General features: G+C 60.3%; 19 protein-coding genes. 6 read left to right on the top strand and 13 right to left on the bottom strand.

All coding sequences use genetic code 11. From position 1 onward, the window contains the following. Nucleotides 1-395: 395 nt before the first annotated feature. Entirely contained in the window at nt 396-929 is a 534-nt protein-coding gene (locus tag FBZ97_RS27705) for a hypothetical protein (protein ID WP_113408901.1), read from the bottom strand. Nucleotides 930-1,015: 86 nt separating this feature from the next. Further along, nucleotides 1,016-1,882, bottom strand: coding sequence for an MBL fold metallo-hydrolase (locus FBZ97_RS27710; protein ID WP_113408902.1), 867 nt, complete (start codon nt 1,880-1,882; stop codon nt 1,016-1,018). Nucleotides 1,883-2,055: 173 nt separating this feature from the next. Here FBZ97_RS27710 and FBZ97_RS27715 point away from each other — a divergent pair, with 173 nt between their 5' ends. From FBZ97_RS27715 to FBZ97_RS27730, 4 genes are all read left to right on the top strand, one after another. Then, the gene (locus tag FBZ97_RS27715; RefSeq protein WP_246661877.1) at nt 2,056-2,679 is read left to right on the top strand and encodes a TetR/AcrR family transcriptional regulator; all 624 of its coding nucleotides are present in this window, start codon (nt 2,056-2,058) and stop codon (nt 2,677-2,679) included. A gap of 430 nt (nt 2,680-3,109) precedes the next feature. After that, nucleotides 3,110-4,552 (top strand): amidase family protein, encoded by a 1,443-nt coding sequence (locus FBZ97_RS27720; protein WP_145324135.1) that lies wholly within the window; start codon nt 3,110-3,112, stop codon nt 4,550-4,552. Then, nucleotides 4,549-5,094: a DUF302 domain-containing protein gene (locus tag FBZ97_RS27725; RefSeq protein ID WP_246661878.1), complete on the top strand. Its 546-nt coding sequence runs from the start codon at nt 4,549-4,551 to the stop codon at nt 5,092-5,094. The genes FBZ97_RS27720 and FBZ97_RS27725 overlap by 4 nt, the downstream gene beginning before the upstream one ends. A 63-nt stretch (nt 5,095-5,157) precedes the next feature. After that, nucleotides 5,158-5,730: a TetR family transcriptional regulator gene (locus tag FBZ97_RS27730; protein WP_113408906.1), complete on the top strand. Its 573-nt coding sequence runs from the start codon at nt 5,158-5,160 to the stop codon at nt 5,728-5,730. Nucleotides 5,731-5,963: 233 nt separating this feature from the next. Here the strand turns inward: FBZ97_RS27730 and FBZ97_RS27735 are convergent, their stop codons facing one another. Continuing rightward, the gene (locus FBZ97_RS27735) at nt 5,964-6,662 is read right to left on the bottom strand and encodes a GntR family transcriptional regulator (protein WP_113408907.1); all 699 of its coding nucleotides are present in this window, start codon (nt 6,660-6,662) and stop codon (nt 5,964-5,966) included. Between the two features lie 90 nt (nt 6,663-6,752). Between FBZ97_RS27735 and FBZ97_RS27740 the strand changes: the two genes are divergently transcribed. Continuing rightward, nucleotides 6,753-7,862, top strand: a complete 1,110-nt coding sequence (locus FBZ97_RS27740) for a mandelate racemase/muconate lactonizing enzyme family protein (RefSeq protein ID WP_162751467.1) — start codon at nt 6,753-6,755, stop codon at nt 7,860-7,862. Nucleotides 7,863-7,948: 86 nt separating this feature from the next. Then, nucleotides 7,949-9,271, top strand: a complete 1,323-nt coding sequence (locus FBZ97_RS27745; RefSeq protein WP_113408909.1) for an MFS transporter — start codon at nt 7,949-7,951, stop codon at nt 9,269-9,271. A gap of 265 nt (nt 9,272-9,536) precedes the next feature. Here FBZ97_RS27745 and FBZ97_RS27750 read toward each other — a convergent pair whose 3' ends face one another. The 10 genes from FBZ97_RS27750 to FBZ97_RS27795 are packed head-to-tail and all read right to left on the bottom strand — an operon-like array spanning nt 9,537 to nt 21,758. Further along, nucleotides 9,537-10,322 carry an SDR family oxidoreductase gene (locus FBZ97_RS27750; protein ID WP_113408910.1) on the bottom strand — a complete coding sequence of 262 codons (786 nt, stop codon included), beginning with the start codon at nt 10,320-10,322 and terminating at the stop codon, nt 9,537-9,539. A gap of 47 nt (nt 10,323-10,369) precedes the next feature. Continuing rightward, complete coding sequence (locus FBZ97_RS27755; protein WP_113408911.1) at nt 10,370-11,143, bottom strand: SDR family NAD(P)-dependent oxidoreductase; 774 nt, start codon at nt 11,141-11,143, stop codon at nt 10,370-10,372. 11 nt (nt 11,144-11,154) lie between these two features. Next, nucleotides 11,155-12,489: a dihydroorotase family protein gene (locus FBZ97_RS27760; RefSeq protein ID WP_145324139.1), complete on the bottom strand. Its 1,335-nt coding sequence runs from the start codon at nt 12,487-12,489 to the stop codon at nt 11,155-11,157. Between the two features lie 12 nt (nt 12,490-12,501). Then, a complete protein-coding gene (locus FBZ97_RS27765) occupies nt 12,502-14,223 on the bottom strand; it encodes a thiamine pyrophosphate-requiring protein (protein ID WP_348642393.1) in 1,722 nt (573 codons plus the stop codon). Beyond that, a complete protein-coding gene (locus tag FBZ97_RS27770) occupies nt 14,198-15,139 on the bottom strand; it encodes an allantoinase PuuE (RefSeq protein WP_113408913.1) in 942 nt (313 codons plus the stop codon). The genes FBZ97_RS27765 and FBZ97_RS27770 overlap by 26 nt, the downstream gene beginning before the upstream one ends. Then, nucleotides 15,139-16,179, bottom strand: coding sequence for an NAD(P)-dependent oxidoreductase (locus FBZ97_RS27775; RefSeq protein ID WP_145324141.1), 1,041 nt, complete (start codon nt 16,177-16,179; stop codon nt 15,139-15,141). The genes FBZ97_RS27770 and FBZ97_RS27775 overlap by 1 nt, the downstream gene beginning before the upstream one ends. Nucleotides 16,180-16,214: 35 nt before the next feature. After that, nucleotides 16,215-16,988, bottom strand: a complete 774-nt coding sequence (locus tag FBZ97_RS27780; RefSeq protein WP_233788731.1) for an SDR family oxidoreductase — start codon at nt 16,986-16,988, stop codon at nt 16,215-16,217. Next, nucleotides 16,985-18,418, bottom strand: a complete 1,434-nt coding sequence (gene hydA / locus FBZ97_RS27785; protein ID WP_145324143.1) for a dihydropyrimidinase — start codon at nt 18,416-18,418, stop codon at nt 16,985-16,987. Before hydA ends, FBZ97_RS27780 begins: the two co-directional genes overlap by 4 nt. Then, nucleotides 18,415-19,686: an MFS transporter gene (locus tag FBZ97_RS27790; protein ID WP_113408916.1), complete on the bottom strand. Its 1,272-nt coding sequence runs from the start codon at nt 19,684-19,686 to the stop codon at nt 18,415-18,417. Before FBZ97_RS27790 ends, hydA begins: the two co-directional genes overlap by 4 nt. Next, the gene (locus tag FBZ97_RS27795; protein WP_246661880.1) at nt 19,683-21,758 is read right to left on the bottom strand and encodes an ABC transporter ATP-binding protein; all 2,076 of its coding nucleotides are present in this window, start codon (nt 21,756-21,758) and stop codon (nt 19,683-19,685) included. Before FBZ97_RS27795 ends, FBZ97_RS27790 begins: the two co-directional genes overlap by 4 nt. Nucleotides 21,759-21,779 lie beyond the last annotated feature (21 nt).

Here is a 21,779-nt window from a genome sequence, read left to right on the forward strand (position 1 = left end):
TGAAAAATGGGTCAGATTCTCGCGATAATCAATACAACTGCTTGAGGGCGCGCCGAGTTCAGTTCCGTGCGCCCGACCAACCTCGGCCTTGGCTGGCAAACTCTGCTCGGGGAACTATGTTGCCACAGCCGGCCAGTCCTTCGTCGGATCCGCGACGTGCAGCTCATATTGTTTGGCGAATTCCATTTCAGTTGCCCTTTCGATGGACCAAGCGACCAGCTCAAAATACCACAGGCTTACTTCCGCAAAAGAGATCAGTGTTGGACCGGAAAAGGCCCAAACCAGAACCGAACTCACCACCCATTCGTTCCACTCGGCAGGACTGCACCCGATGTTTCTGCCGTTTGATCTGGAAGGAGGCTCAAGGCTGACCGATACGACACGTCAATGGCCTACTATCCCCGATGAACGGCCCCAGGCGCAGGGCTTGCCGGTATGGGCAATATGATTTCCGAGGCGACTTTCCAGTCCTTCGCGACTTTCTTCCAGGTGATGATCATAAGGAATGGCTTGGGCGTTCCGTCCTGTCCAGCATAGGAGACGGTGATGTCCATAGGCGCATAGGATTCCGCGATATCGGGGGTCAATCCAATGATCTTAAGCTTCGAGAGATCAGGGGTCAGCACGACCGGACCCGAGGCGGCTATATCGTGCAGTTTCCGATCGATTGCATCATTGCCCCAAAAGCCTGCCCAGTTTCCTTCGGATGGAATGGCACTCTTCGCGACGAGAAGAGCGGACGGCGATTGCCAGAACATCGTGTGCAGGCTGCTGATGTCATGCTTGTTCGCCAGCTCCATGAGCTTATTGAAGCGCGATTCGATCGTGCTGACGGTGCGGCTGTCCAGCCGGTCCTTATTGTTCGCCGAAGCTGCAGTCGCGAAAACAGTTGCAAGAGTAACGGCAACTGCCAAGAGCATATTTTGCATTGGATATTCTCTTTTCGAATTGAGGTAATTGGACGTGTCTTGGATCACAGGGAGAGGCGGTCACGACGACCTACCCGTCTCCAGCCTCAAGCCTGCTTCTTCGCAATGTTCGCGGCTCCCCAGAGCGAGCCCACATTGACGCGATTGGGATAAAGCTGCAGCATTGCATCATAGAGTTCGCGCGCAGTCGTCGTCGCATCGTTCAGGCGATTGAAGTCGTGGATATATTGCCGCGTCTCACCGATGATGCGTGGGTCGTCAGGATTTTCCGGTACCTTGTGTCCTGCGATCACCGTACGAGGGGTAAGGGCTTCGAGCCGATCCAGCGCCGAAATCCATTCGATCCGGCTCTCGGTGGTGGTTTCGCCGAGATACAGGTGAATTCCGTTGTAGACGACGTCGCCGCCGACGATCAGACCCGCCGACGGCACATATAGGCAGGTCGACACCGCCGTATCGGTCCGCCCCGCGTTCACCGCCAACAGCTTATGCCCTTCTAGGTCCAGTTCATTGTTTTCCAGTGGTTGAGCCGCAAGCAGCCGATCGGGGATCTGTCCTGGAAAAAGCCTGCGCCAAAAATTCTCGACTGAAGCCGGCAACAGATGTTCGTGCATGGCCTCGACCACGGCGGGCGTTGCAACGGCCCTGGCGTTCGGAAAACGTTCGAGCAGTGGCGCCAGTCCGAAGAAGTGATCGCCATGCCCATGAGTGACATAGATGGCGGTCAGATTCTTGCGGCTGGCGGCAACCCAATCCGACAGCGTCTGTGTCTGTTCAATGGTGAGGAAGGTGTCGACAAGGACCGCATCGCGTTCGCCGCAAATCAGCGTTGATGAATTTGCCACCCACAGCAGTTCTTCGCGGCCGGGTGGTACGTCGCGGCTGAGGCCCGGGCGTTTGATATTAAGGGTCCTCCAGGAAAGTCCATCGTCTGAGGGTGGGTTTGCGGTCATGTTTCTCTCCATGATTTGAGGAAGGCGGCGGTTCTCGCTTCGAGTGTCGTGGACAAGGCTGCACAGTTATGCTTCAGGCACGGCGGGATGCTCTGTAGGAGATTGCGTTTCTTGACACCGGCTTGCCAGGTGTATTAATTATAAGGTGACCGGTCGGAATTAATTAGTCAAGGATGTATCGGATGAAATCTTCGTCACCCGGCCGGAGGGGGCCCAAACCGAAGCCCGGCATCCGCGATAACCTGGTTCAGGCAGGTTTGCGGATGTTTCATGCCGACGGATATGCCGCGACAGGTGTCCAAGGCATTGCCGAGAGCGTCGGCGTCCCCAAGGGATCGTTTTACAATCACTTCGCCAGCAAAGAGGTTTTCGGCGCCGAAGTCCTCGATGCCTATTTCGATCGAAATGAAGACAAGCTGCGCAGCATGCTTTGCGATGCGACAATTGCTCCCCTTGCCCGCTTGGCGGGTTATTTTGACGACAGGATCGACGCATTCAGGGCAGCCGGCTTCGTGAGAGGGTGCCTTCTCGGAAATATCAGCGCCGAGGTCGCGGATCACAGCGCCCTGATGCGCGAGCGACTTTCAATGCATTTCGGATCGTGGACGCGGTTTTTTGAGGCTTGTATCGCACAGGCACAGGATGAGGGAACGGTCGGTCGTGCCGTGCCTGCCACGCTTTTGGCCCGGTTTGTGTTGAACAGTTGGGAGGGCGCATTGCTGCGCATGCGGGCTGAAAAAAGTGATAAGCCTCTACTCGATTTCAAGACGGTCGTATTCGATCTTCTCCTGAAATAGCGCGCCGACCTCTGGCCCGCCCCCACGTACGTGTCAGGCGTCCAAATTGCAGGGTGGCGCACAGGATGTTTTGCAACCATTTGGTCGGACATCGTGGGAGCAGATGCCGCCAAGGTCCTCCCTTTGCTCCACCCTGCCTGCCGCCAAAGGCGATGCGAGCCTGTCTCGCGTCATAGGTTGACGACACTTTCAACAGAAATCTTCGCATCTCCAGCACCATGCAGCACCTTTCATCGGGAGCGCCGCGGAAACAGCAGCCCCTAAAATCGCGCTCACGGAAGCACATGAGTTCATCGCCTCAACGGCTTATCTGAATAAATTTCGACCGCTATTGTATTACAATCATAATTCTATATTATGATCGTAATTCCATTGACTGGCGCTCTCATCCAGTGGGCGGCGGAATCAGACACTTAACGAGGAACTTTTCATGCAAACGGAAGTAATTTCAGGCGAGCCGAGCGAACCTGGCTTTACGGCAATCGGCGTCGTGCAGGCTGCTCGGGCAATGAGCGACGGCGACTTCTCAGCGGAAACCTACGCCGAAGCCCTTATGGCGCAGGCGCGAGAGAAATCGGAGCTCAAGGCATTCATCACGATCGATGAGGAGGCTGTCATTAAGGCGGCATACGCTGCTGACAAGGCACGATCTGCTGGCGCGTCCGACCCTTTGCTTGGTGTCCCTCTCGGTGTGAAGGACAGCTACCTGACGAATGGGTTGCGCACGACGCTCGGTGTCAACAATCTGAAAGACTTCATACCCACTCATGATGCGGGCGTGGTCAGTGCCATAAAAGAGGCTGGCGCAATCGTATTTGGCAAGAATAACCTCGTTGAAATGTCCTATGGCTTGACCGGAGACAATGGTCCCTACGGGCAGGTGAAAAATCCCCACACCCTTGATCGGGTGAGTGGTGGATCATCGAGCGGATCGGCCGCGGCTGTAGCCGCGGGAATTGTCCCTGCGGCCTTCGGAGGCGACACCATCGGTTCGATCCGAGTACCGGCATCACTTTGTGGTGTGGTGGGATTTAAGCCGACGACTGGTCGCTGGCCACGGAACGGTGTCGCTCCGATTTCACATGTTCTCGACACGACCGGTGTTTTCGCCCGCACAGTCGAAGATTGCGAACTGATTGACCAGATCATAACGAAGACTCCGCAATCGGCGGGGCTTATGCGCGGCGATCTTAACGGAGTGAGATTTGCATACGCCCCGAAGCAATATCTCGACCTGATCGACGCCGATGTCGGAGCGCGGTTCTACGAGGTTGTGCGTCGACTGCGCGATGGTGGAGCTGAAGTTATTGAAATCGATTTTGGCGACGAGTTTGCGGCGCTCGCCAACACAACGACCTGGAACCTTTTCTTCCGTGAAACAAGGGAAGCGATCGTCGGCTTTCTTCGCGACAACGATATTCCAACCTCGTTTCAAGAAATCTACGACGACCTGAAGCCCGGTTTGAGGGACGTCTGGCAGCATTTGGTGCTGCCGACCGGATCGAAATGGCTGGCTGCGGATGCCTATCACAAAGCCCTCACTATCGACCGGCCGCAGATCCAGCGACTGTTCACCGACGCTTTTACGAAAAGCGGTGCTGAGGCACTTATTCTGCCAACGACCCCGTGCACGGCACCAAAGATTGGAAAGGAAAATGAGTTCCTGATCGGCGGCAAACAAGTGACCTTCGCGGCGCTGGCGAAAAACACCATCCCGGCCAGCGGAGCTGGTCTCCCGGGCATCAGCCTACCCATGGGCAGAGTGAGCAACAACCTTCCGATCGGCCTTGAGATCGATGCTCCCGCTGGTGGCGATCGTCGCCTGCTGACACTGGCTCGCCGGGTTGAAGCGCTCGGTATCTCGTCTCTTTGAAGCGCGAACTCGGTCAAGGCGGCGCGCTTCGACCCACCACTGAAAAGGTTAAGCAAATGACGATTACGACAGACATCAAGACGATCAGCATCGACCATGTCACGATCCGTTCCGAGAAAGATTTCAGTGCCGTCAGGTCAAAGCTGGAGTCGCTTATCCCTCGCATTGACGACGGTATTTTCACCCTCTTGCGTTATCGGCAAACAGGGCGTGCGCTTCAAGAGCTCGAGGCTCTCCCATCTCTCTCGATTTTCGGCTTCAGGGATCATGGTGCGCTTCTACAGGTGGCAGGTCTGGAGCGTCAGTCGGTCCAGTACGACATTGGAAATCCGTTGACGGCATCGAAGATGACGCGGCATCGCATATCTGCGGGCCTCTACGCACCCGTCCGAGTCCTTCTGCGCGACGACACGGGCGGCGTTGCGTTTGAATATGATCGCCCGCTCACCGCCTTCGGTCAGTTCGAAGATTTACAGGTGGGCGAAATCGCCCAACAGCTCGACCGAGACCTGCTGGTTGCTCTTGAAACGGCAGCCTCCTGACGTATGAGAACCATATGCAGATCGCGATGAATCGCGTAACGCAAACACTTCGGGAGACAACAGATGCGGTTTGAAAAGGGCCATAAAGAAAGCACGAGACGTCGCATTGTCGAGGTTGCGGCCAGGCGATTTCGCCACGATGGAGCGGCCGCCTCCGGATTGGCTGGGATTATGACGGAGGCCGGGTTAACGAATGGCGCATTTTATGCGCATTTCGATTCAAAAGAAGCACTCGTGAAAGAAGCCATGGTGAGTGCGTTGACACATCAGCGGGAAATTCTCGAGAAGGCTCTAAACGACCAGGTAGGTCTTGAAAGCATCATCCGCAGCTATCTCAACGTCGACCATATGCTCCGCCGCGAAACCGGGTGCCCATCGGCTGCGCTGTTGCCCGAACTCGCAAGACAACCGGAACCGACTCGCGAGGCCTATGAAGTTGAACTGAGAAAATATACTGATTCCCTCGCATCAGGACTTCCCTCTTCGTCTTCATCTCTCGCCCGTAATAAGGCAAGAGCGATTTTTGCGCTCATGGTCGGCACCCTGCAGATTGCCCGTGCTGTTTCCGACCCGTCGCAGGCGGCAGCTCTTTTGGAAGGCGGTGTCCAAGCAGCCCTTACTCTGGCAAAATCCTAAACGCGCCTTTCGGTGGCATCACTCCTCAGTACAAGCGCGGCTGTGCTCTCCACCATCTGGCCCCTATCGTCGTTGCGTCGCAACGACTGCCGCGCAAAGGGGCATGGCTCTACGAAGCACTGGGTATATCGTCATGGCTGGTTACAGCGGTCTCCGAGCCAGCACACCCGGTATGACGAGGCGCTGCTCGAAAAGATCAAGAACAGCGAGCGCAAGGCCGCCGTGCAACGCAATTATCTTGCCTCGACATTTCGTGCTCGCCACAGCTGAAGCAGATCATCCATGGCGTGGGCAATATGTTCTCGCGAAATTTGCTCGGCGAGCGGTCCATTATTAGTGCGAAACGCATTAATCAAACGACGATGTTCCTCAGCAATCTGGTGTGGTCGGTAGTTGCCATAACCCCATGCAGTGCGCATCGTGTTAAAGAAGATGCTGTGGCGCTGCATCAGCACCCCAGCTTCCTGATTGGGACGGATTGCCTTAATTGCATCGTGCAGTTGCGCATTCAACTGGACGAGGCGAGCAATGTCCATTGCACCTGCGTTGGATAGCGTTTGCTCATACCGGCTTTCGATTGCTTCGAGCGCCGCGACCTGATCCGCCGTCGCGACGGCAGCCGCCTGGCCAGTGATGTAAGATTCGAGCGCGATCCTGATCTCATTGAGATCTCTGAGGAACGCCTCGTCGATTGCTCTCACCCAGGCGCCTCGGTTGGGATGGATGACGATCCATCCCTCTGTTGCCAATTGAGCCAGTGCTTCGCGAATCGGTGCCGGGCTGAGCCTGTAACGTGCGGTCAGATCACTGATCTTCAAGCGGGCGTTCGGCGCGAGGTTTCCCTTCGCGATGTCCGAACGCATCGCATCGCGTACCCGATGATAATTGGGCACGCCCATCGCGTCGAATTCCGTCTCGGCATTTTCCAGCACAAGAATCTCCTATTTGCCGGTTGATATAGCCCGATGCTTCAGTTACGTTGCAATAAAAGATTATATATAATCTATAATGAGGAGCAATGTATGAAGATTGATCGCGTGGAAACCGTCCAGGTGCAGTGGTCGCCCTCCGACACGCCGGCAATGCGTAGCGCCTTCGTGCGTATCTATACTGATGACGGCCTTATGGGGCTCGGCGAAGCTTCGCCTATGCAAGGCGGCCGCGCCTCCCTTGCTATGATCGAGCATGACATTGCGCCTTCCCTTCTTGGTGCCGATCCGTTAGATCATGCCGTGCTTCAGGACCGTCTGGTGCACGGGCTGGTCAAGCTTGGTCCCGAGGGCGCCCTCGCCGGGGCGCTTGCGGCGATTGACATCGCCCTATGGGACCTTAAGGGGAAACTTCTCGGTCAGCCGATCTACAAGCTTGTCGGAGGTGCCTGGCGAACCTCCCTGCCCTTCTACGCCTCGATCGGACGCAATAGCGTCGGTCAGCGCACCGTCGACGAAGTCTGCCGGGCTGTCGAAGAACGCATGCGCGACAATCCCGCGGCCATCAAGATTCGGTTCGATAATGATCGAACGCAGCTCGATCAGGATATTGCCGGCGACATTGAAAAGGCCCGCGCAGTACGCCGTTTGGTCGGCGACGGTTTTCCCCTGGCCTTCGACGCCAATAACGGCCTCTCCTTCGGCGGAGCAATCCGAGTCGGACGTGCTTTGGAGGAGCTTGGCTATTGGTGGTTTGAGGAGCCATTGCAGCATTATCATCCCCGAGAGCTCGGAGCACTTGCCGACAAGCTCGATATTACCGTGTCTGCCGGCGAGCAAAGCTATACGACCTCAGCCATCGCGGAGCTGATTCAATCGGGCGTTCGTATGGTGCAGCCGGATATCATCAAAATGGGCGGCATCACCGGGCTATTGCGATGCGCGGCCCTCTGCAATGCCCATGGCGTCGAACTCGTGCCGCATCAGACGCAACCAACTGTCGGCCATCTTGCCAATTTGCATGTCTGCGCCTCCCAGCTTCACGCGACGAAGCCTTGCGAATTGGACGATCCGAGTGCGCGGCGTCACACGATCTTCACCAATGCGCCCAAACCAATCAAAGGTTTGTTTCATTTGCCCACCGCACCGGGCCTCGGAATTGAGATCAACGAGACCGCACTTGAGGCACTTCGAGTGCGCTAAAGATAGCGAAACCGGCACGTTTTTGGAGGAATTGCGGCGCAATCGACCGCTGCAAGTGAATATACGTGCCATATGGGAGAGAAGATATGGACGCGGCCACACCGCCTGACACCCTAGCCAGAATCGAACGCGAAACGATGCGCCGCGTCACTTGGCGGCTCGTGCCGATCCTGATGCTTGGCTATTTCTGTGCGAGCCTCGATCGAGCCAACATTGGCATGGCGGCCACCACAATGAGCCCTGCCCTCAATTTCTCGAATGCGGAGTTCGGCTTTGGCGCGGGCGTCTTTTTCTTTGGCTATCTACTTGCGGAGATCCCTAGTAATCTCATTCTCGAACGCTTCGGCGCACGCGTCTGGCTGACCCGCATCCTCGTCACCTGGGGCATTGTCTCCGCGCTGACGGCATTCGTCTGGGATAATTGGTCATTTTACGCGGTCCGCTTCTTACTCGGACTCGCCGAGGCTGGATTCTTTCCTGGGGTCCTGATCTACATCACCTGGTGGTTCCCGGCGCGATATCGCAGCCGCATCGTCGCTTGGTTCATGTCGGCCGGCGTCATTTCGCAAATCCTCGGACCGCCGATCGGTGGCGAGCTCATGCATCTCGACGGGGTTCTTGGCTTGGCTGGATGGCAGTGGCTGTTTATCGTTGAGGCCGTGCCATCGATTATCACGGGCGCGTTGATCCTCTGGCTTCTGACCGACCGACCTAGTCAGGCACCGTGGCTCGGCACTCAGTCACGAGATTGGCTCGAGGGGCGCCTTGCCGCCGAACGGGCACAGCAGGAATCAGTACGCCGTTTCACGCTCGGCGCCGCCTTTGGCAGCATAAAGGTGTGGCTCCTGACATTCGTTGAACTCGGCCACCAGTATGCTGGTTACGGCCTGGTCTTTTTTATGCCATTGATCGTCAAGGGCCTGGGTGTCGATCGCGACTGGATCGGACCGGTAGCGGCAATCCCTTACATCTTCGGTTTTGCCGCGATGATCTTGTGGGGCTACAGCTCCGACCGCACCGGCGAGCGGGTTTGGCATGCCAGTTCGACGATGTTCATCGTCGCGGCCGCGATGGTGATCTGTAAATTCGTTGGCGCCGATCATCCCGTGATCCTGATGATCGTCCTGACCATCGCTGTCATGGGAAATCAGTCCTTCGCCCCATGCTTCTGGTCCATTCCCGGCACAATGTTGACCGGTACGGCGGCGGCCGGCGGTATTGCTATGATCAATGCGATCGGCAACCTCGGCGGCTCGATCGGACCCTCAGTCTATGGTGCCGTCCGCGATGCCACCGGCAATACGAGCATTGCACTGCTTGCTCTGGCTGCCGGCCCGCTCCTCGGCGGGATTGTTCTTGTATTGATCGGCCATGACAAACGATTGGAGCAAGTACCCATTTCGCGCTGAGAACGATTCCGCAGGCTCCAAAGGGTCGACGCTGCAAGGCTACAAGCTCCGGCCTTGCAGGAACGTCCATCATTATTCGTTGGCGCAATATTGTCGTAGCAACGCTGAATGATTGCAAATAGCGGGATCTTTCCCAGATTGGCAGTAGTGGCGACGGCCTGTGCGGCGCTTCTCATAGCCAAAAGGATATAAGAGCTGGCGATATTACCCGATATAACCAGCCTTTTAACATAGCCAGCCAATTGGAATGCCGGAGCTACCGCATCTAAACGCTTGCGATCAGACCGCCATCGATCCTCAAAACACTTCCAGTAACATAAGATGCACGCGCACTCGCCAGGAAGGCGACGACATCGGCGTATTCCTGCGGGTCGCCGTAGCGACCGACGGGGATGGAGGCGGTACTTTGCGCCGAGACGTCCTCCACCGACCGGCCTTCGCGCTTGGCCTTCTGCTCATCGAGGAAGGTGATGCGCTGAGTGGCGATGCGGCCAGGCAGTACGATATTGACCGTTACGCCATCACGGCCGACCTCGCCGGCAAGGGTCTTTGACCAGCCCAGCAATGACATGCGCAATGCATTCGAGAGCCCGAGATTCGGGATCGGTGCGACGACGCCTGACGACGTCGAGGTGACGATCCGGCCCCACTTCTTCTCGCGCATCCTCGGCAGCACGGCATCGCTGATCGAAATGACCGACAGCACCATGCTGTCGAAATGCTTGCGCCAGCTCTCCGCGCTCTGGCCGGCAACGAGCGTCGGCGGCGGGCCGCCGGTCATGTTGACGAGGACATCGACCGATCCGAACCGGGCTTCGATCGCTGAAAGGTTCGAAGTGATGATACTAAGGTCGGCAAGGTCCCAAGCGATCGCCACGGCGCTGCCGCCACGTGCTTCGATCTCTGCGACCGTCTTTTCAGCCGCTTCCCTGTTGATATCGGCCACAGCGACGCGGCTGCCTTCGGCAGCCAATGTCTTGGCAATCGCGCTCCCGAGGCCACCGCCACCGCCGAGGACGAGCGCCGTTTTTCCCTTCAGTCCCAAATCCATATGTGTTTCCTTTCATTCTCCGGCAGACAGCCGGTTTTCGTTGAGGGTCAGCCAGCCATCCAGCCGCCGTCGACCATGAGATTGATGCCTGTCATATAGCTCGACATGTCGCTTGCCAGGAACAGAGCCGCGCCGGCGACATCCTCCGGGGCGCCGAGACGCGGCCAGGGCGTGCGGCGGCGTGAATAGTCGAGCGCATCGGGATCGTTGGCGACCCCCGGCTTGCCGGTGACGATTTTGCCCGGGGCAATCGCATTGCAGATAATCAGGTCGTCGGCATGATCAACCGCGATCTGGCGGGTCATCTGCACGATGCCGCCCTTGCTCACGCCATAGGGAAAATCGCCGGGGCAGGCGACCATGCCATGCTGCGAGGAGATATTGATGATGCGGCCGCGCACCTCGCCGACGGGCTCCTGGGTCAGGAATTGCTGCGCAGCTCGCTTGCAGCAATAGAAGAAGCCGGTGAGGTTGACAGCGATGACGCGAGCCCATTGCTCCGGTGTCGTTTCCATCAGATTGGTCGATGTGTAGGTCGCCGCGTTGTTGATCATCACATCGAGGCGACCGAAATTGCGAACGGTTTCGCTGACGAGATGACCGACCGCATTCCAATCAGAAATATCAGTGTGCACAAACAGTGCGTTGCCGCCGCCGGCGCGAATGCGCTCCAGTGTCGTCTCGCCGCCCTCGATCGGCGCTTCGATCGTATCGGCAATGACGACGGAGGCGCCTTCAGTCGCGTAGCGTAAGGCGATGGCGCGACCTAGACCGGAGCTGGCGCCGGTAACGATGGCAATTCTGCTCTGCAGCATGGGCATCGGCTGGTTCCTCAGGATTCACGGGTGACGACGCTCCCGCGTCTTTCGGAGATGATTTTCCCGTCGCGAACGATCTCTTGGCCTCGTAGGAAAACGTGTGCAAGCGTCCCCGGTACGCTCCAGCCATCGAAGGGCGTATAGCCGGCGCGCGAGACCTGTTGGCCATTTGTAATCCAACTCGGCCGGCGGCGGTCGAGCACCACAATGTCCGCATCGAAGCCTGCGGCAATCACGCCCTTGGAACGACGCAGGCCGAAACGTGCGGCTGGATTGAAGGAGCACATGCGCACGAGGTCGCAGAGCCCGATGACGCGCTCCTCGACCAGCCGCAGCATGGTCGCGAGCAGAGTCTGAAGCCCCGGCATTCCGCCGGGAATGTCGGCGAATGCGGCGTAGGCCGCCGCCTTCTCGGTAGGGCTATGCGGCGCGTGATCGGTGCTGACGATATCGATCAGCCCCTCGGAAAGAGCGGCTCGCAGCGCCTCGACATCGATTGGGGTCCGGAAAGGTGGCGAGCCCTTCAGCTTGGCACCTGCCGTCTGGTATTGTGCATCGGTGAAGAAGAAATTCTGGGGCGTCGTCTCGACCGTTGCGTCCGCCATGTCGCGCAGCCGCCGCCAGGTAGACATACCGAGCGCCGAATTGACTTGTCGCACATGGATTCGGGCATTGGTTCCCGCTGCGGCCAGAATAGCGCGGGCCACGCCCGATGCCTCCGCTAGAGGCGGGCGGCTTTCCAGAAATGCTGCAATATCGCCGACATGATTGCGTACGCCGCTGCCGACCAATATTGATTGATCCCCAGGCGAGATGCCGATCAGTGTATCGCAGCCGGCAAGACGCCTGACGATCTGGGAGACGGCGTCGATGCTGTCGAAGAGGAAAGCGTCGGGAACGTCAGCCGTGAAGAGCTCCAGCGACACGGGACGCAGGTCCAGCAATCCGTCTAGCAGGCCGATATCTTGACTGATGACGGCCTGAAAGCCGACATCCACATGGATGCGTCCCCTAGCCATCTCCATCTTCGCGGCAAGCTGGTCGGCGGCCGCGGTCCAGGGATTGTCGGTCGGCATGTCGAGCACGGTCGTCACGCCGCCCAAGGCGGCGGCACGCGTGCCGCTATCGAAATCTTCCTTATGCGTCAGCCCCGGTTCGCGCAGGTGGACATGGGCGTCGACCAGACCGGGCAGGAGATCGCAGCCCTCGGCGTCCAGAACGGTGCGAGCCTCGGCCGTCTCGCCGGGCGAAAGAATGGCTGCGATCCGGCCGTCGCGGATGGCGACGTCGCACCTTGCCTCACCGTCCGCATTGACGATGGTCGCGCCTGATATGATCGTATCGAACATACCGATCATCCGTCAGCAGAGGCCCGGCAGGCGTGGTTCTTCATGGGTCACGACCTCGATCAGCGCCGCTTGACCCGCGCGGACCCTGGCAAAGGCACGCAGAAGCCCTGGACGAAGGTCCGCCGGTGACGTGATGCACTCGCCATAGCCGCCCAGCGCTTGCGCGATCGGCGCATAGCCGCCCGACATGCGATTGGCGCCGTATTTCTGAGTGGCGATCGGCATGCTGGCCGCGTAGCCGCCGAGCACGTTGTTGCGCATCACGACAGTCAAGATCGGCAGATTGCAGCGGATCGCAGTCTCAAAATCGATGCCAACCATGCCGAAGGCGGCCTCGCCCATCAGGTTGACAACGGTCGCCTCCGGCCGTGCCAACTTGGCGCCCAGTGCGAAGCCGAGGCCGCTGCCGAGCTGCGTCGTCTTGCCCCAGCCGACATAGCTGCCTGGCACGGTCGCCTCATAGAAAGGGCTGAACTGATCACGCGGATTGCCGGCGTCGTGGGTCACGATGGTCTTGGCCGGATCCACGGCGCGCATGATTTCCCAGACGACACGATAGGGCGAGATCGGCTCGCTGTCGGCGGTCAGGAAGGGCGTCCAACGTTCCATGAAGGCGGCGCGTATGCTGCGGATCTCTTCGGCAATATCGCCGCGATCCGGGATGGCCTGCCTCTCGCTTTTTACGTGCTCGATCATCTGTTGCAAAGCGGAGCGGGCGTCGCTGATGACACCCTGCGCGATCGGATAATCCTTGCCGAGATCGCCTTCATCGATCGTGACCTGCAGCAGCACTTTGTCCTTGGCGATCGGCAGGATGTAGTGAGAGCGGGTAAGGCTTGTGCCGAGCGCCAGCACCACATCAGCCTTGTCCATGAAGTGATCGACCGTTGCCGGCCGCGCGCGCCCCGCCGTGCCGAGCGCCAGCGGATGGTTTTCCGGAAAGCCGCTCTTGCCATTCGGCGTCGTCATGACAGGGATGCGCAGCAGCTCCGCAAAATCTACCAGCTCTTTCGAGGCCGAGGCAGCAAGCACACCCTGGCCCGCGAAAACGACCGGATTCTTTGCGGCGAGCAAGGCGGCAACCAGCTCGGCAATCTCACCGGCATCGGCCTGCGGCACGCTGCGGCGAGGCTTTTGATAGATATCGTGGGATGGATCGAGCTTTTCCGCCAGGAGATCGACGGGCAATTCGAGAAGCACGGGGGCCGGGCGACCATTGCGGAGACGGGTGATTGCCGAGTGCATCAGCTTTGGCAAATGCTCGACACGGGTCACCGCCTCGCACCATTTCGTGATGTGCCGAAAATTGCGGCTCGCCTCGAAATTCGGCGCCACCGCTTCCGATCCCCGCGGATAGCCCGTCGGCAGGAAGAGGATCGGCGCGCGGTCGTTGAAGGCCTGGGCGATGCCGCCGAAAGCGCTCTCCGCGCCAGGACCGTACTGTACTGTGACCACGGCGAGTTCTCGCCCCGCCGTCGTGCGAGCATAGCCCTCGGCAATATTGACAGCCACACGCGGCGTCCGGGTTATGACAGGCGGAATGTCGAGATGGGCTGACGCATCGAACAGTTCGCTGTTCGGAAAGCCGATGATCTGCTTGACGCCTTCCTGTTTCAAGATCGAGGCGACGACCTCAGCACCGTTCATGTCTTTCCTCCAACCGCTCACCGGTTCGCTGGGCTCCGCCAGCGGCACTGCTTCGGTTCCATCACGCATGACAGCCAAATGTTTCATGGTTTTCGAGCCAGTAGCGGGCAATATCCTCGCGGCGCATGAAGGCAGCTCCCGGCGTCTTCTGGACATGTTCGATGACATCGCGCAGGCCGGAGGCTCGGTTCGGCTGTCCTATCCAGCGCGCATGGATACCGATCGTCAGCATCCGCCCGCCGGTCTCGTGCGCTTCGCCGATCATGTAGTCGATGGCGGAGCGACAATCCTCGGTGAAATCGCGCGGATTGCTGTAGCCGGGCGCGATCAGATAGCGGCTGTCGTTCAGCGTCTTGGAATAGGGAACGACGAGCAGGCGCGTTCCGTCATGATCGATGAAATAGGGCAGATCGTCGTTGCAGGGGTCGGAGTAATAAAGGAAACCGCCCTCCTTCACGATCAGATCGCGGGTGTTGACGCTCGGGAAGGACCGGCAATTCCAGCCCATCGGCCTTCGGCCGGTCAGCTTCTTGTAGAGGGCGATCGCCTCGTGCAGCTGACGCTCCTCATCCTCGCGCTCGATGGTCGAATATTCGCTCCAGCGCAGACCGTGTCCAAGCAGGTCATGGCCGCGTGCATTCATCCATCCGACGACGGCAGGGTTTTTTTCCAGCGCGATGGCGCAGGCTGACACGGTGATCGGAACGTTGTAGCGATCAAAGAGGCGCGCCAGCCGCCAGACACCGGCGCGGCTGCCATATTCGAAATGCGTCTCGGTGCCGAGATCGCGCACCGGCGGGCTGTTTGGAATATTGTACTCGCCCCAATTGTCGTTGCGGCCGTCTTCCAGCCAGGAATATTCCGAGCCTTCCTCGTAGTTCAGCACCAGGTTGATCGCGAGCTTGACGCCACCGGGCCAGCTCATGAAGGGGGGCTTCGGGCCATAGCCAATAAAATCGCGCGCCTGGCGTTCCGTGTTTTCGGGTTTGACGGCTGCCGACATTATTTCGTCTCCTCCAATGCGCCTTCATTCGCGACGATCCAGTCCATGTAGTCGTGGAAGGCTTCCCTGGCGGGGCGCGGGCGCCAGTCCGTGTCGCGCTCGATGCGGGCGAGATCATATTCGCCCCACATGCCGTCCTTCAGCGTCGCGTCCTGGACGACGTTGGCGGTGTCGTGCGGGCTGACCTCGACCTTCAAATCAGGCACGCGTTCGCGTGCCCATTCGACGATGTCGCCTGTGGTCGAGGTGCGGCCGCTACCGATATTGTAATGGCGATAGCGAAGCCGCGGCGCCGTCAGCAGTGCCACGACGGCATTGCCGACGTCGGCGGAATGGACGTAGTCACCGACCGATTCCAGGCTGTTCGGCCGGATCACCTCGCCCGCGAGCGCCATATGTGCCACCTTGTTCGGAACATGGCGGAAATTGCGGCTCTCTGTCGTCCGATCCATCGTGCCATAGACCGAGGCGAGTCGGACGCTGAGCGCCGACAGGCCGAAGAGATCGGCATAGCGGTTGACCACCATTTCGGAGGCGAACTTGGAGATGCCATAAAGCGTCAGCGGCGCGACATAGCCGTCTTCCGGCAAGGGCTCGCCGGCCCAGTCCGGCCCGTGATGACGATAGACCGAGCCGGAGCTGACATAGATGAAGCGCTTGACGGAGGGGCGGCTGCGCGCCCATTCGAGCATGTGAACCGTGCCCATCAGATTGACATCGACGATCCTGGCCGGCTCCTCGGCTTCCGGCTGACGCTTGGCCTCGGAAGCGCTTCCGCGCGAGATCGGCGTGATCGTCGCGCCATGCACGATGACGCTGATGCCGTGCTGATCAAGCGCGGTCGACCACTGCAAGGGGTCGCAGATATCGGCGGTGATGACCGAAAGACGATCGCGCACCGGCGCAAAATAGCGCTCGGCCATGGCATCGAGGTCGGAGCGATCGAGAATGACGGCGCGGGCCGTGGGATCGCGATCAAGCCAGGTTCGTGCCACGACGCTCATGACGAAGCCTGTGCCGCCTGTGACGAGAAGGGTCATTTCAAAATCCAATCCAGATCATTGCATTCATGGGTTCAGCGCACCGCATAGCCGCCATCGACGAGCAGGTCGGTGCCTGTTACGAAGGAGGCGTCGGCGGAGAGCAGGAAGGCGGTCGCGGCGGCAATCTCGTCGGACTGGGCGATCCGGCCGAGCAGATGCGCCGGGCCGAGTTGCCGGTCGGCGGCCTCGAGATCCGGCCAGCGCTGTAGAAGCCGGGGCGTTGCGACCGCGCCCGGCGACAGGCTGTTTACCCGGATGCCCTCATCCGCATGATCGATCGCCATGGCCTTGGCGAGATGGACGAGGCCCGCCTTGGCGGCGCAATAGGCGACCGCCTTGCCCGTTGCCACATGCGCGAATTGAGAAGCGATCAATACCACGGAGCCGCCACCGCCTGAGATCATCAGGGGCAATGCGAACTTCGATACCAGGAAAGCCCCCGTCAGGCTGACATCGAGCTCGCGGCGCCATTGCAGTTCGCTGAGATCGACCACCGTCCCATCCAGCGATGGCGCAGCGGCATTGTGAACCAGGCCGTCCAGCCGGCCGAACCGGCCGCGGACCGTATCAACTGCGCGCTCCATCGAACGTCCGTCGGTGACGTCGCAACGCACGGCAAGCGCGCGCGAGCCGAGTTCTTCGGCCAGATTGACGGCGGCATCCTCCGCATGGTCGGCGCAGACGACGCTGCCGCCCTCGGCAAGGCAGCGCCGCGCGATGGCCGCGCCGATGCCGCTGGCGGCACCCATGATCAGGATGACCTTGCCGGCAAGTCGTGCCGTCATGGGATCGGAGTCCGAGGTCATGACGCCAGCACCCTGGAAAGCCCCTGCTGCGGCGGGAATGGACGCAGGCGCGGGATGAACCGGCCGCGGCCGGGCCGCGACAGAACCTCGCCGTCGTTCCAGACAAGCTCACCCCGCGAGATCGTCATGACCGGCCAGCCGCGTACCGTCTGCCCCTCATAAGGCGTGTAATCGGTCGCGTGATGCAGCATGTCGTTGGTGATGGCGACGACGCGATCCGGGTCCCAGATGGCGATATCGGCGTCCGATCCGACGGCTATCAGGCCCTTGCGCGGATAAAGGCCGAAGAGGCGCGCCGGCGCAGCAGAGGTCAGGTCAACAAACTTCTGCAGCGAGATGCGACCGCCGTTGACGCCGGCCGAAAACAGCAGCGCCAGCCGCGTCTCAATGCCGGGAATGCCGTTCGGGATGCGGTTGAAGGGTGTGTCCGGTCCGCCGGCGATCTTGTCGGCGTAGTTCCACGGCGAATGATCCGACGAGAACACCTCAAGCGTGCCGTCGAGAATGCCGCGCCAGATCTCCGGCTGGTTCAACCTGTCGCGCGGCGGCGGGGTGCAGACGCATTTGGAGCCCGAGAGATCATGCGTGTCGATGTCTTCGGCCGAGAGGAATAGATATTGCGGGCAGGTCTCGGCATAGACCGGCAGTCCGCGTGCCTTGGCGCGGCGAATTTCCTCGACCGCACCGCCTGCGGCGACATGGCTGACGAGGATCGGCGTTTCGACCAGCTCCGACAGGCTGATGGCGCGATAGGTCGCCTCGCGATCAGCGATCTCCGAATGGGCCTTCTCGTGATAACGCAGCTGCGTCTTGCGGGCGGCGATGAACTTTTCCGTCAGCCAGCGGATGCAGGCATCGTTTTCCGCATGCACCATCACCATCGCGCCATGCGAGCGGGCGAGATCCAGCACGTTCAGGACCTCGTAGTCGTCGAGCTTCAGCCCGTCATAGGTCAGATAAATCTTCATCGAGGTGCAGCCCTCGGCGATCAGCGCCGGGATTTCGTCGCGCAACACCTCGGGCGAGGGATCGCCGACGATCAGATGAATCCCGTAATCGATATGCGCCTTCGGCCGAGCTCGCTCGTGATAGTCGTCGACGATGGCGCGCAGCGACTGGCCGCGCATCTGCATTGCGAAGGGGACGACCGTGGTCGTGCCGCCGCAGAGCGCCGAGAGCGTACCGGTATTGAAATCGTCGGCAGTGGCCTTTCCTTCCCAGGGCTGCTGATCCATGTGGCAATGGCTATCGACGCCGCCCGGCAGGACAAGCCTGCCCTCGGCCGAGATCTCGCGCTTGCCCTCGGGCAGACCCTTGGCGATGGCGGCGAATTTGCCATCACGAATGCCGATATCGACTTCGCGTGTCTCATCCGGAAGCACGACCCGGCCGCCGCGAATGACGAGATCGAAGGGAACATCTCTGCTCATTGGTTCACTCCGGAAGCAAGGCCATCGGGCGTCGCCTCCATAATTTGCGTGACGGCTTTGCGCCGAAGGTTGAAGCAGGCGCCGACCGAAACCAGCGCGGCGCCGCTGCCGAGCATGATGAAAAGCGCATAGGGCGCGACGTAATCCATGAGACCGGCGGCAATCCCCGGCGTCATGACATTGCCGATCGAATAGAGCAGCAGCAGGCCCCCCGACGCCGACACCATATGACGGCTATCGATCTGCGAATTGGCGAATGCGATGCCGACGGGATAGATCGTCAGGGCGGTCGCGCCATAGAGGAAGAAAAGCACGAAGAGCAGCGGCACATAATGGTTGGCGAGCAGGATGATCGCCGCGCAGAGCGCCGCGGCAAGGATGCCCTGGACCAGCAGCATCCAGCGGCGATCCAAGCGATCCGAGAGCCAGCCGACCGGCGTCTGGGCTAGCATGCCGCCCATGCTGAACGCCGTCACCAACCCGATCGTGGTCCATGCAGGAAGCGCGATCTTGGCGCCATAGAGCGGCGTCAACGCGAAGACGTTCATGTTGGTCATGCCCGCCTGGAAGACGGCGATGATCGTGACCGGGGCCAGAACGGCGAGCTTCCACAGGCCGTAACGCTGATCAGCCGCGGTGACATCGGCCTGCAGGGGGCGAACGGGTCGCATCGGAAGCCCCGGCCAGGGACGTCCCACAAACCGGCAATAGAGCGTGCCTGCCGTAATCGTCAGGGCTCCCATCAGAAAGAGGTGCGGCGAATGCGGGCCTGCAGCCTCGACCAGCAGTTGGCCGAAGAGCACGGCGAGCGAGGTCATCATCATGTAAAGCGAGAAATAGGCGCCGCGATTGCGCTCATCGGCATAGAGATTGATCCAGCTCTCCGAGACCACGAAGAGGACGGCCATCGAGAAACCGCTGAGAAAGCGCAGGACAAGCCAGACGGGCGTCGCCGCCGTCGCCATATAGCCGAAGCCGGCAAAGGCCGCGAGGAAGCTGACCGCAAGAAATGCGACGCGATGGCCGAGGCGGGCGACGAGAAGACGCGCCGCAAGGCAGCCGGCCAGAAATCCGATGGGGAAGCCGGTCAGGAGAAGCTGCACGACGCCAGGATCGATCCCGGGCTGGCTGAGGCGCAGCGAAACCGAGGTCGTCAGCAGGCTATTTCCGGTGCCGATGACGCAGATCGCCACCATGACAGGCACCAGCGCGCGAAAACGCGCCGCCCTCTTCCAGAAGCTCGCCTCGATGGAGGTCTCGGAGCTCATCCCTCCTCCCCCATAGCCGAAACATAGATCGGCAGTTCGGCGCGCAAACGATCTTCCTCGATGTGGCAGGCGATCTGATGCGTCTCAGACATCTGCCGGATCGGCGGCCCGACCGTGTCACAGATGCCGCCGACCTTGCGATGACAGCGGGTGGCAAAGCGACAGCCTGCCGGCACCTTGACCGGGCTCGGCGTCTCGCCGGTCAGCCGTATCCGCTCGCGCGGCGCCTCGTCGAGATTGGGGCTGCGGATCGCCGAAATCAGCGCCTCGGTATAGGGGTGCGTGCCGCCGCCGAAGACTTCTTCGACAGTGCCCTGCTCCATGACCTTGCCGAGATACATCACGACGACCTTGTCGGCGACATGTCGCACCAGCGCCAGATCGTGGCTGATGAACAGCATCGTCGTGTGCTTCTCCTTCTGGATATCGAGAAGGAGCGTCACCACCGCCGCCTGCACCGAGACGTCGAGTGCCGAAACCGGTTCGTCGGCAACGATTAGCGACGGATCGGCGGCAAAGGCGCGGGCGATTGCGATGCGCTGCTTCTGGCCGCCGGAGAGCTGGTTCGGCTTGCGGTCGGCGACCGCGGGCGACAGGCGCACCATCCCCAGCAACTCGCGCACCCGCTCTTCGATCGCCGCCTTACCCTTACGGATACCGAACTTCTTGATCGAGCGGCGGATGGAAAAAGCTGCCGAATGTGAGGGGTTGAGCGTGCTGTCCGGATTCTGGAAGATCATCTGGATCGATTGCAGCATGCTGTGCGGCCGCTGTCGCGCCTGCAGCTCGGCGATATTCTCGCCTGCCATGCGGATCGAGCCAGAGGTCGCGCTGTCCAAACCGGTTACAATGCGGGCAAGGGTTGATTTTCCGCAGCCGGATTCGCCGACCAGCGCAACGATCTCGGCCTTGCGCGCGCCGAAGGAGACGGCCTCGTTGGCCTTGACGGTCTTGTCGGCGCCGATACGGTAAAGCTTGGTGACGTCGGAGAGCGCGATTGCCTCATCCGTCGGCACCATCTGGCCAAGTTCTGCCGGCAGCTTGCGGCCAGATCGTTCCATCTCCTGCCAGCGAGCGCAGCGGACCAGATGATCGGCACCTGCCTCGGTGAGCGCGAGATCCGGTCGGTCGCAAAGGCCGGCGGTGAAGCCGGCGCAGCGCGGCGCGAAGAAGCAGCCCTGCGGTCGCTCCTGCGGCAACGGGATATGGCCCGGGATGGCGGCGAGCGCGCGGCTGCGCTTGTCGCTGCCGATATCGGGAATGCAATCGATCAACCCCTGCGTATAGGGATGGCGTGGATGGCGGAAGAGATCGCCGGTCGTGCCCTCCTCCACCATCTCGCCGGAATACATGATACCGACGCGGTCGCAGGTTTCGGCGATCAGGCCAAGATTGTGCGAGATGAACAGCAGGCTGGTGGAATAGCGACGACGCAGCTCGCCGATAAGATCGATGACGGCCGCTTCGACCGTCACGTCGAGGCCGGTCGTCGGCTCATCGAGCAGAAGCAGCGAAGGGCGCGCCAGAAGCGCCATGGCAATGACGACGCGCTGCTGCTGGCCACCGGACAGCTGATGCGGATAACGCTTCAGCATGTCGCCGGCATCGGGCAGGCGGACGTCATCGAGCATGGCGGCGGCCATCTCCATGGCCTCCGCCTTCGTCGAGCCGAGATGCAGCAGTGGCACTTCCGCAAGCTGCGATCCGATTGTCTTGACCGGGTTCAGCGCGCTCATCGGGTCCTGATAGACCATGGCGATGCGACGCCCCCGGATCGAGCGGAGTTCCTTTTCCCTGGCGCCGACGAGTTCCCTACCGTCAAAGCGGATGCTGCCGCCGGCGATGACGCCGGTCTGGCCGAGATAGCCCATGATCGCCATGGCCGTGGTGCTCTTGCCGCAGCCGGACTCGCCGACGAGACCATAGCTCTCGCCCGGGCGTACGCGGAAGGACAGTCTCGGCACCGCGACGACGGTTTCGCTCTTGCCGCGAAACTCGATCCTGAGATCCCTGATATCGAGCAGCGGTTCGAGATCGAAGTTCGGAGCGTCGGACATTGCAGAGTCGGGCATGGCGGCCCCTTGCAGGTTGGA

Source organism: Rhizobium sp. ERR 942, assembly GCF_007828395.1.
Taxonomy (GTDB): domain Bacteria; phylum Pseudomonadota; class Alphaproteobacteria; order Rhizobiales; family Rhizobiaceae; genus Rhizobium; species Rhizobium dioscoreae.

Bases quoted from the DNA above. Each gene is read 5' to 3' on its own strand.
- FBZ97_RS27705 (WP_113408901.1), bottom strand. From the start codon at position 929: ATGCAAAATATGCTCTTGGCAGTTGCCGTTACTCTTGCAACTGTTTTC.
- FBZ97_RS27710 (WP_113408902.1), bottom strand. From the start codon at position 1,882: ATGACCGCAAACCCACCCTCAGACGATGGACTTTCCTGGAGGACCCTT.
- FBZ97_RS27715 (WP_246661877.1), top strand. From the start codon at position 2,056: ATGTATCGGATGAAATCTTCGTCACCCGGCCGGAGGGGGCCCAAACCG.
- FBZ97_RS27720 (WP_145324135.1), top strand. From the start codon at position 3,110: ATGCAAACGGAAGTAATTTCAGGCGAGCCGAGCGAACCTGGCTTTACG.
- FBZ97_RS27730 (WP_113408906.1), top strand. From the start codon at position 5,158: ATGCGGTTTGAAAAGGGCCATAAAGAAAGCACGAGACGTCGCATTGTC.
- FBZ97_RS27740 (WP_162751467.1), top strand. From the start codon at position 6,753: ATGAAGATTGATCGCGTGGAAACCGTCCAGGTGCAGTGGTCGCCCTCC.
- FBZ97_RS27745 (WP_113408909.1), top strand. From the start codon at position 7,949: ATGGACGCGGCCACACCGCCTGACACCCTAGCCAGAATCGAACGCGAA.
- FBZ97_RS27750 (WP_113408910.1), bottom strand. From the start codon at position 10,322: ATGGATTTGGGACTGAAGGGAAAAACGGCGCTCGTCCTCGGCGGTGGC.
- FBZ97_RS27755 (WP_113408911.1), bottom strand. From the start codon at position 11,143: ATGCCCATGCTGCAGAGCAGAATTGCCATCGTTACCGGCGCCAGCTCC.
- FBZ97_RS27760 (WP_145324139.1), bottom strand. From the start codon at position 12,489: ATGTTCGATACGATCATATCAGGCGCGACCATCGTCAATGCGGACGGT.
- FBZ97_RS27765 (WP_348642393.1), bottom strand. From the start codon at position 14,223: ATGAAACATTTGGCTGTCATGCGTGATGGAACCGAAGCAGTGCCGCTG.
- FBZ97_RS27770 (WP_113408913.1), bottom strand. From the start codon at position 15,139: ATGTCGGCAGCCGTCAAACCCGAAAACACGGAACGCCAGGCGCGCGAT.
- FBZ97_RS27775 (WP_145324141.1), bottom strand. From the start codon at position 16,179: ATGACCCTTCTCGTCACAGGCGGCACAGGCTTCGTCATGAGCGTCGTG.
- FBZ97_RS27780 (WP_233788731.1), bottom strand. From the start codon at position 16,988: ATGACCTCGGACTCCGATCCCATGACGGCACGACTTGCCGGCAAGGTC.
- hydA (WP_145324143.1), bottom strand. From the start codon at position 18,418: ATGAGCAGAGATGTTCCCTTCGATCTCGTCATTCGCGGCGGCCGGGTC.
- FBZ97_RS27790 (WP_113408916.1), bottom strand. From the start codon at position 19,686: ATGAGCTCCGAGACCTCCATCGAGGCGAGCTTCTGGAAGAGGGCGGCG.
- FBZ97_RS27795 (WP_246661880.1), bottom strand. From the start codon at position 21,758: ATGCCCGACTCTGCAATGTCCGACGCTCCGAACTTCGATCTCGAACCG.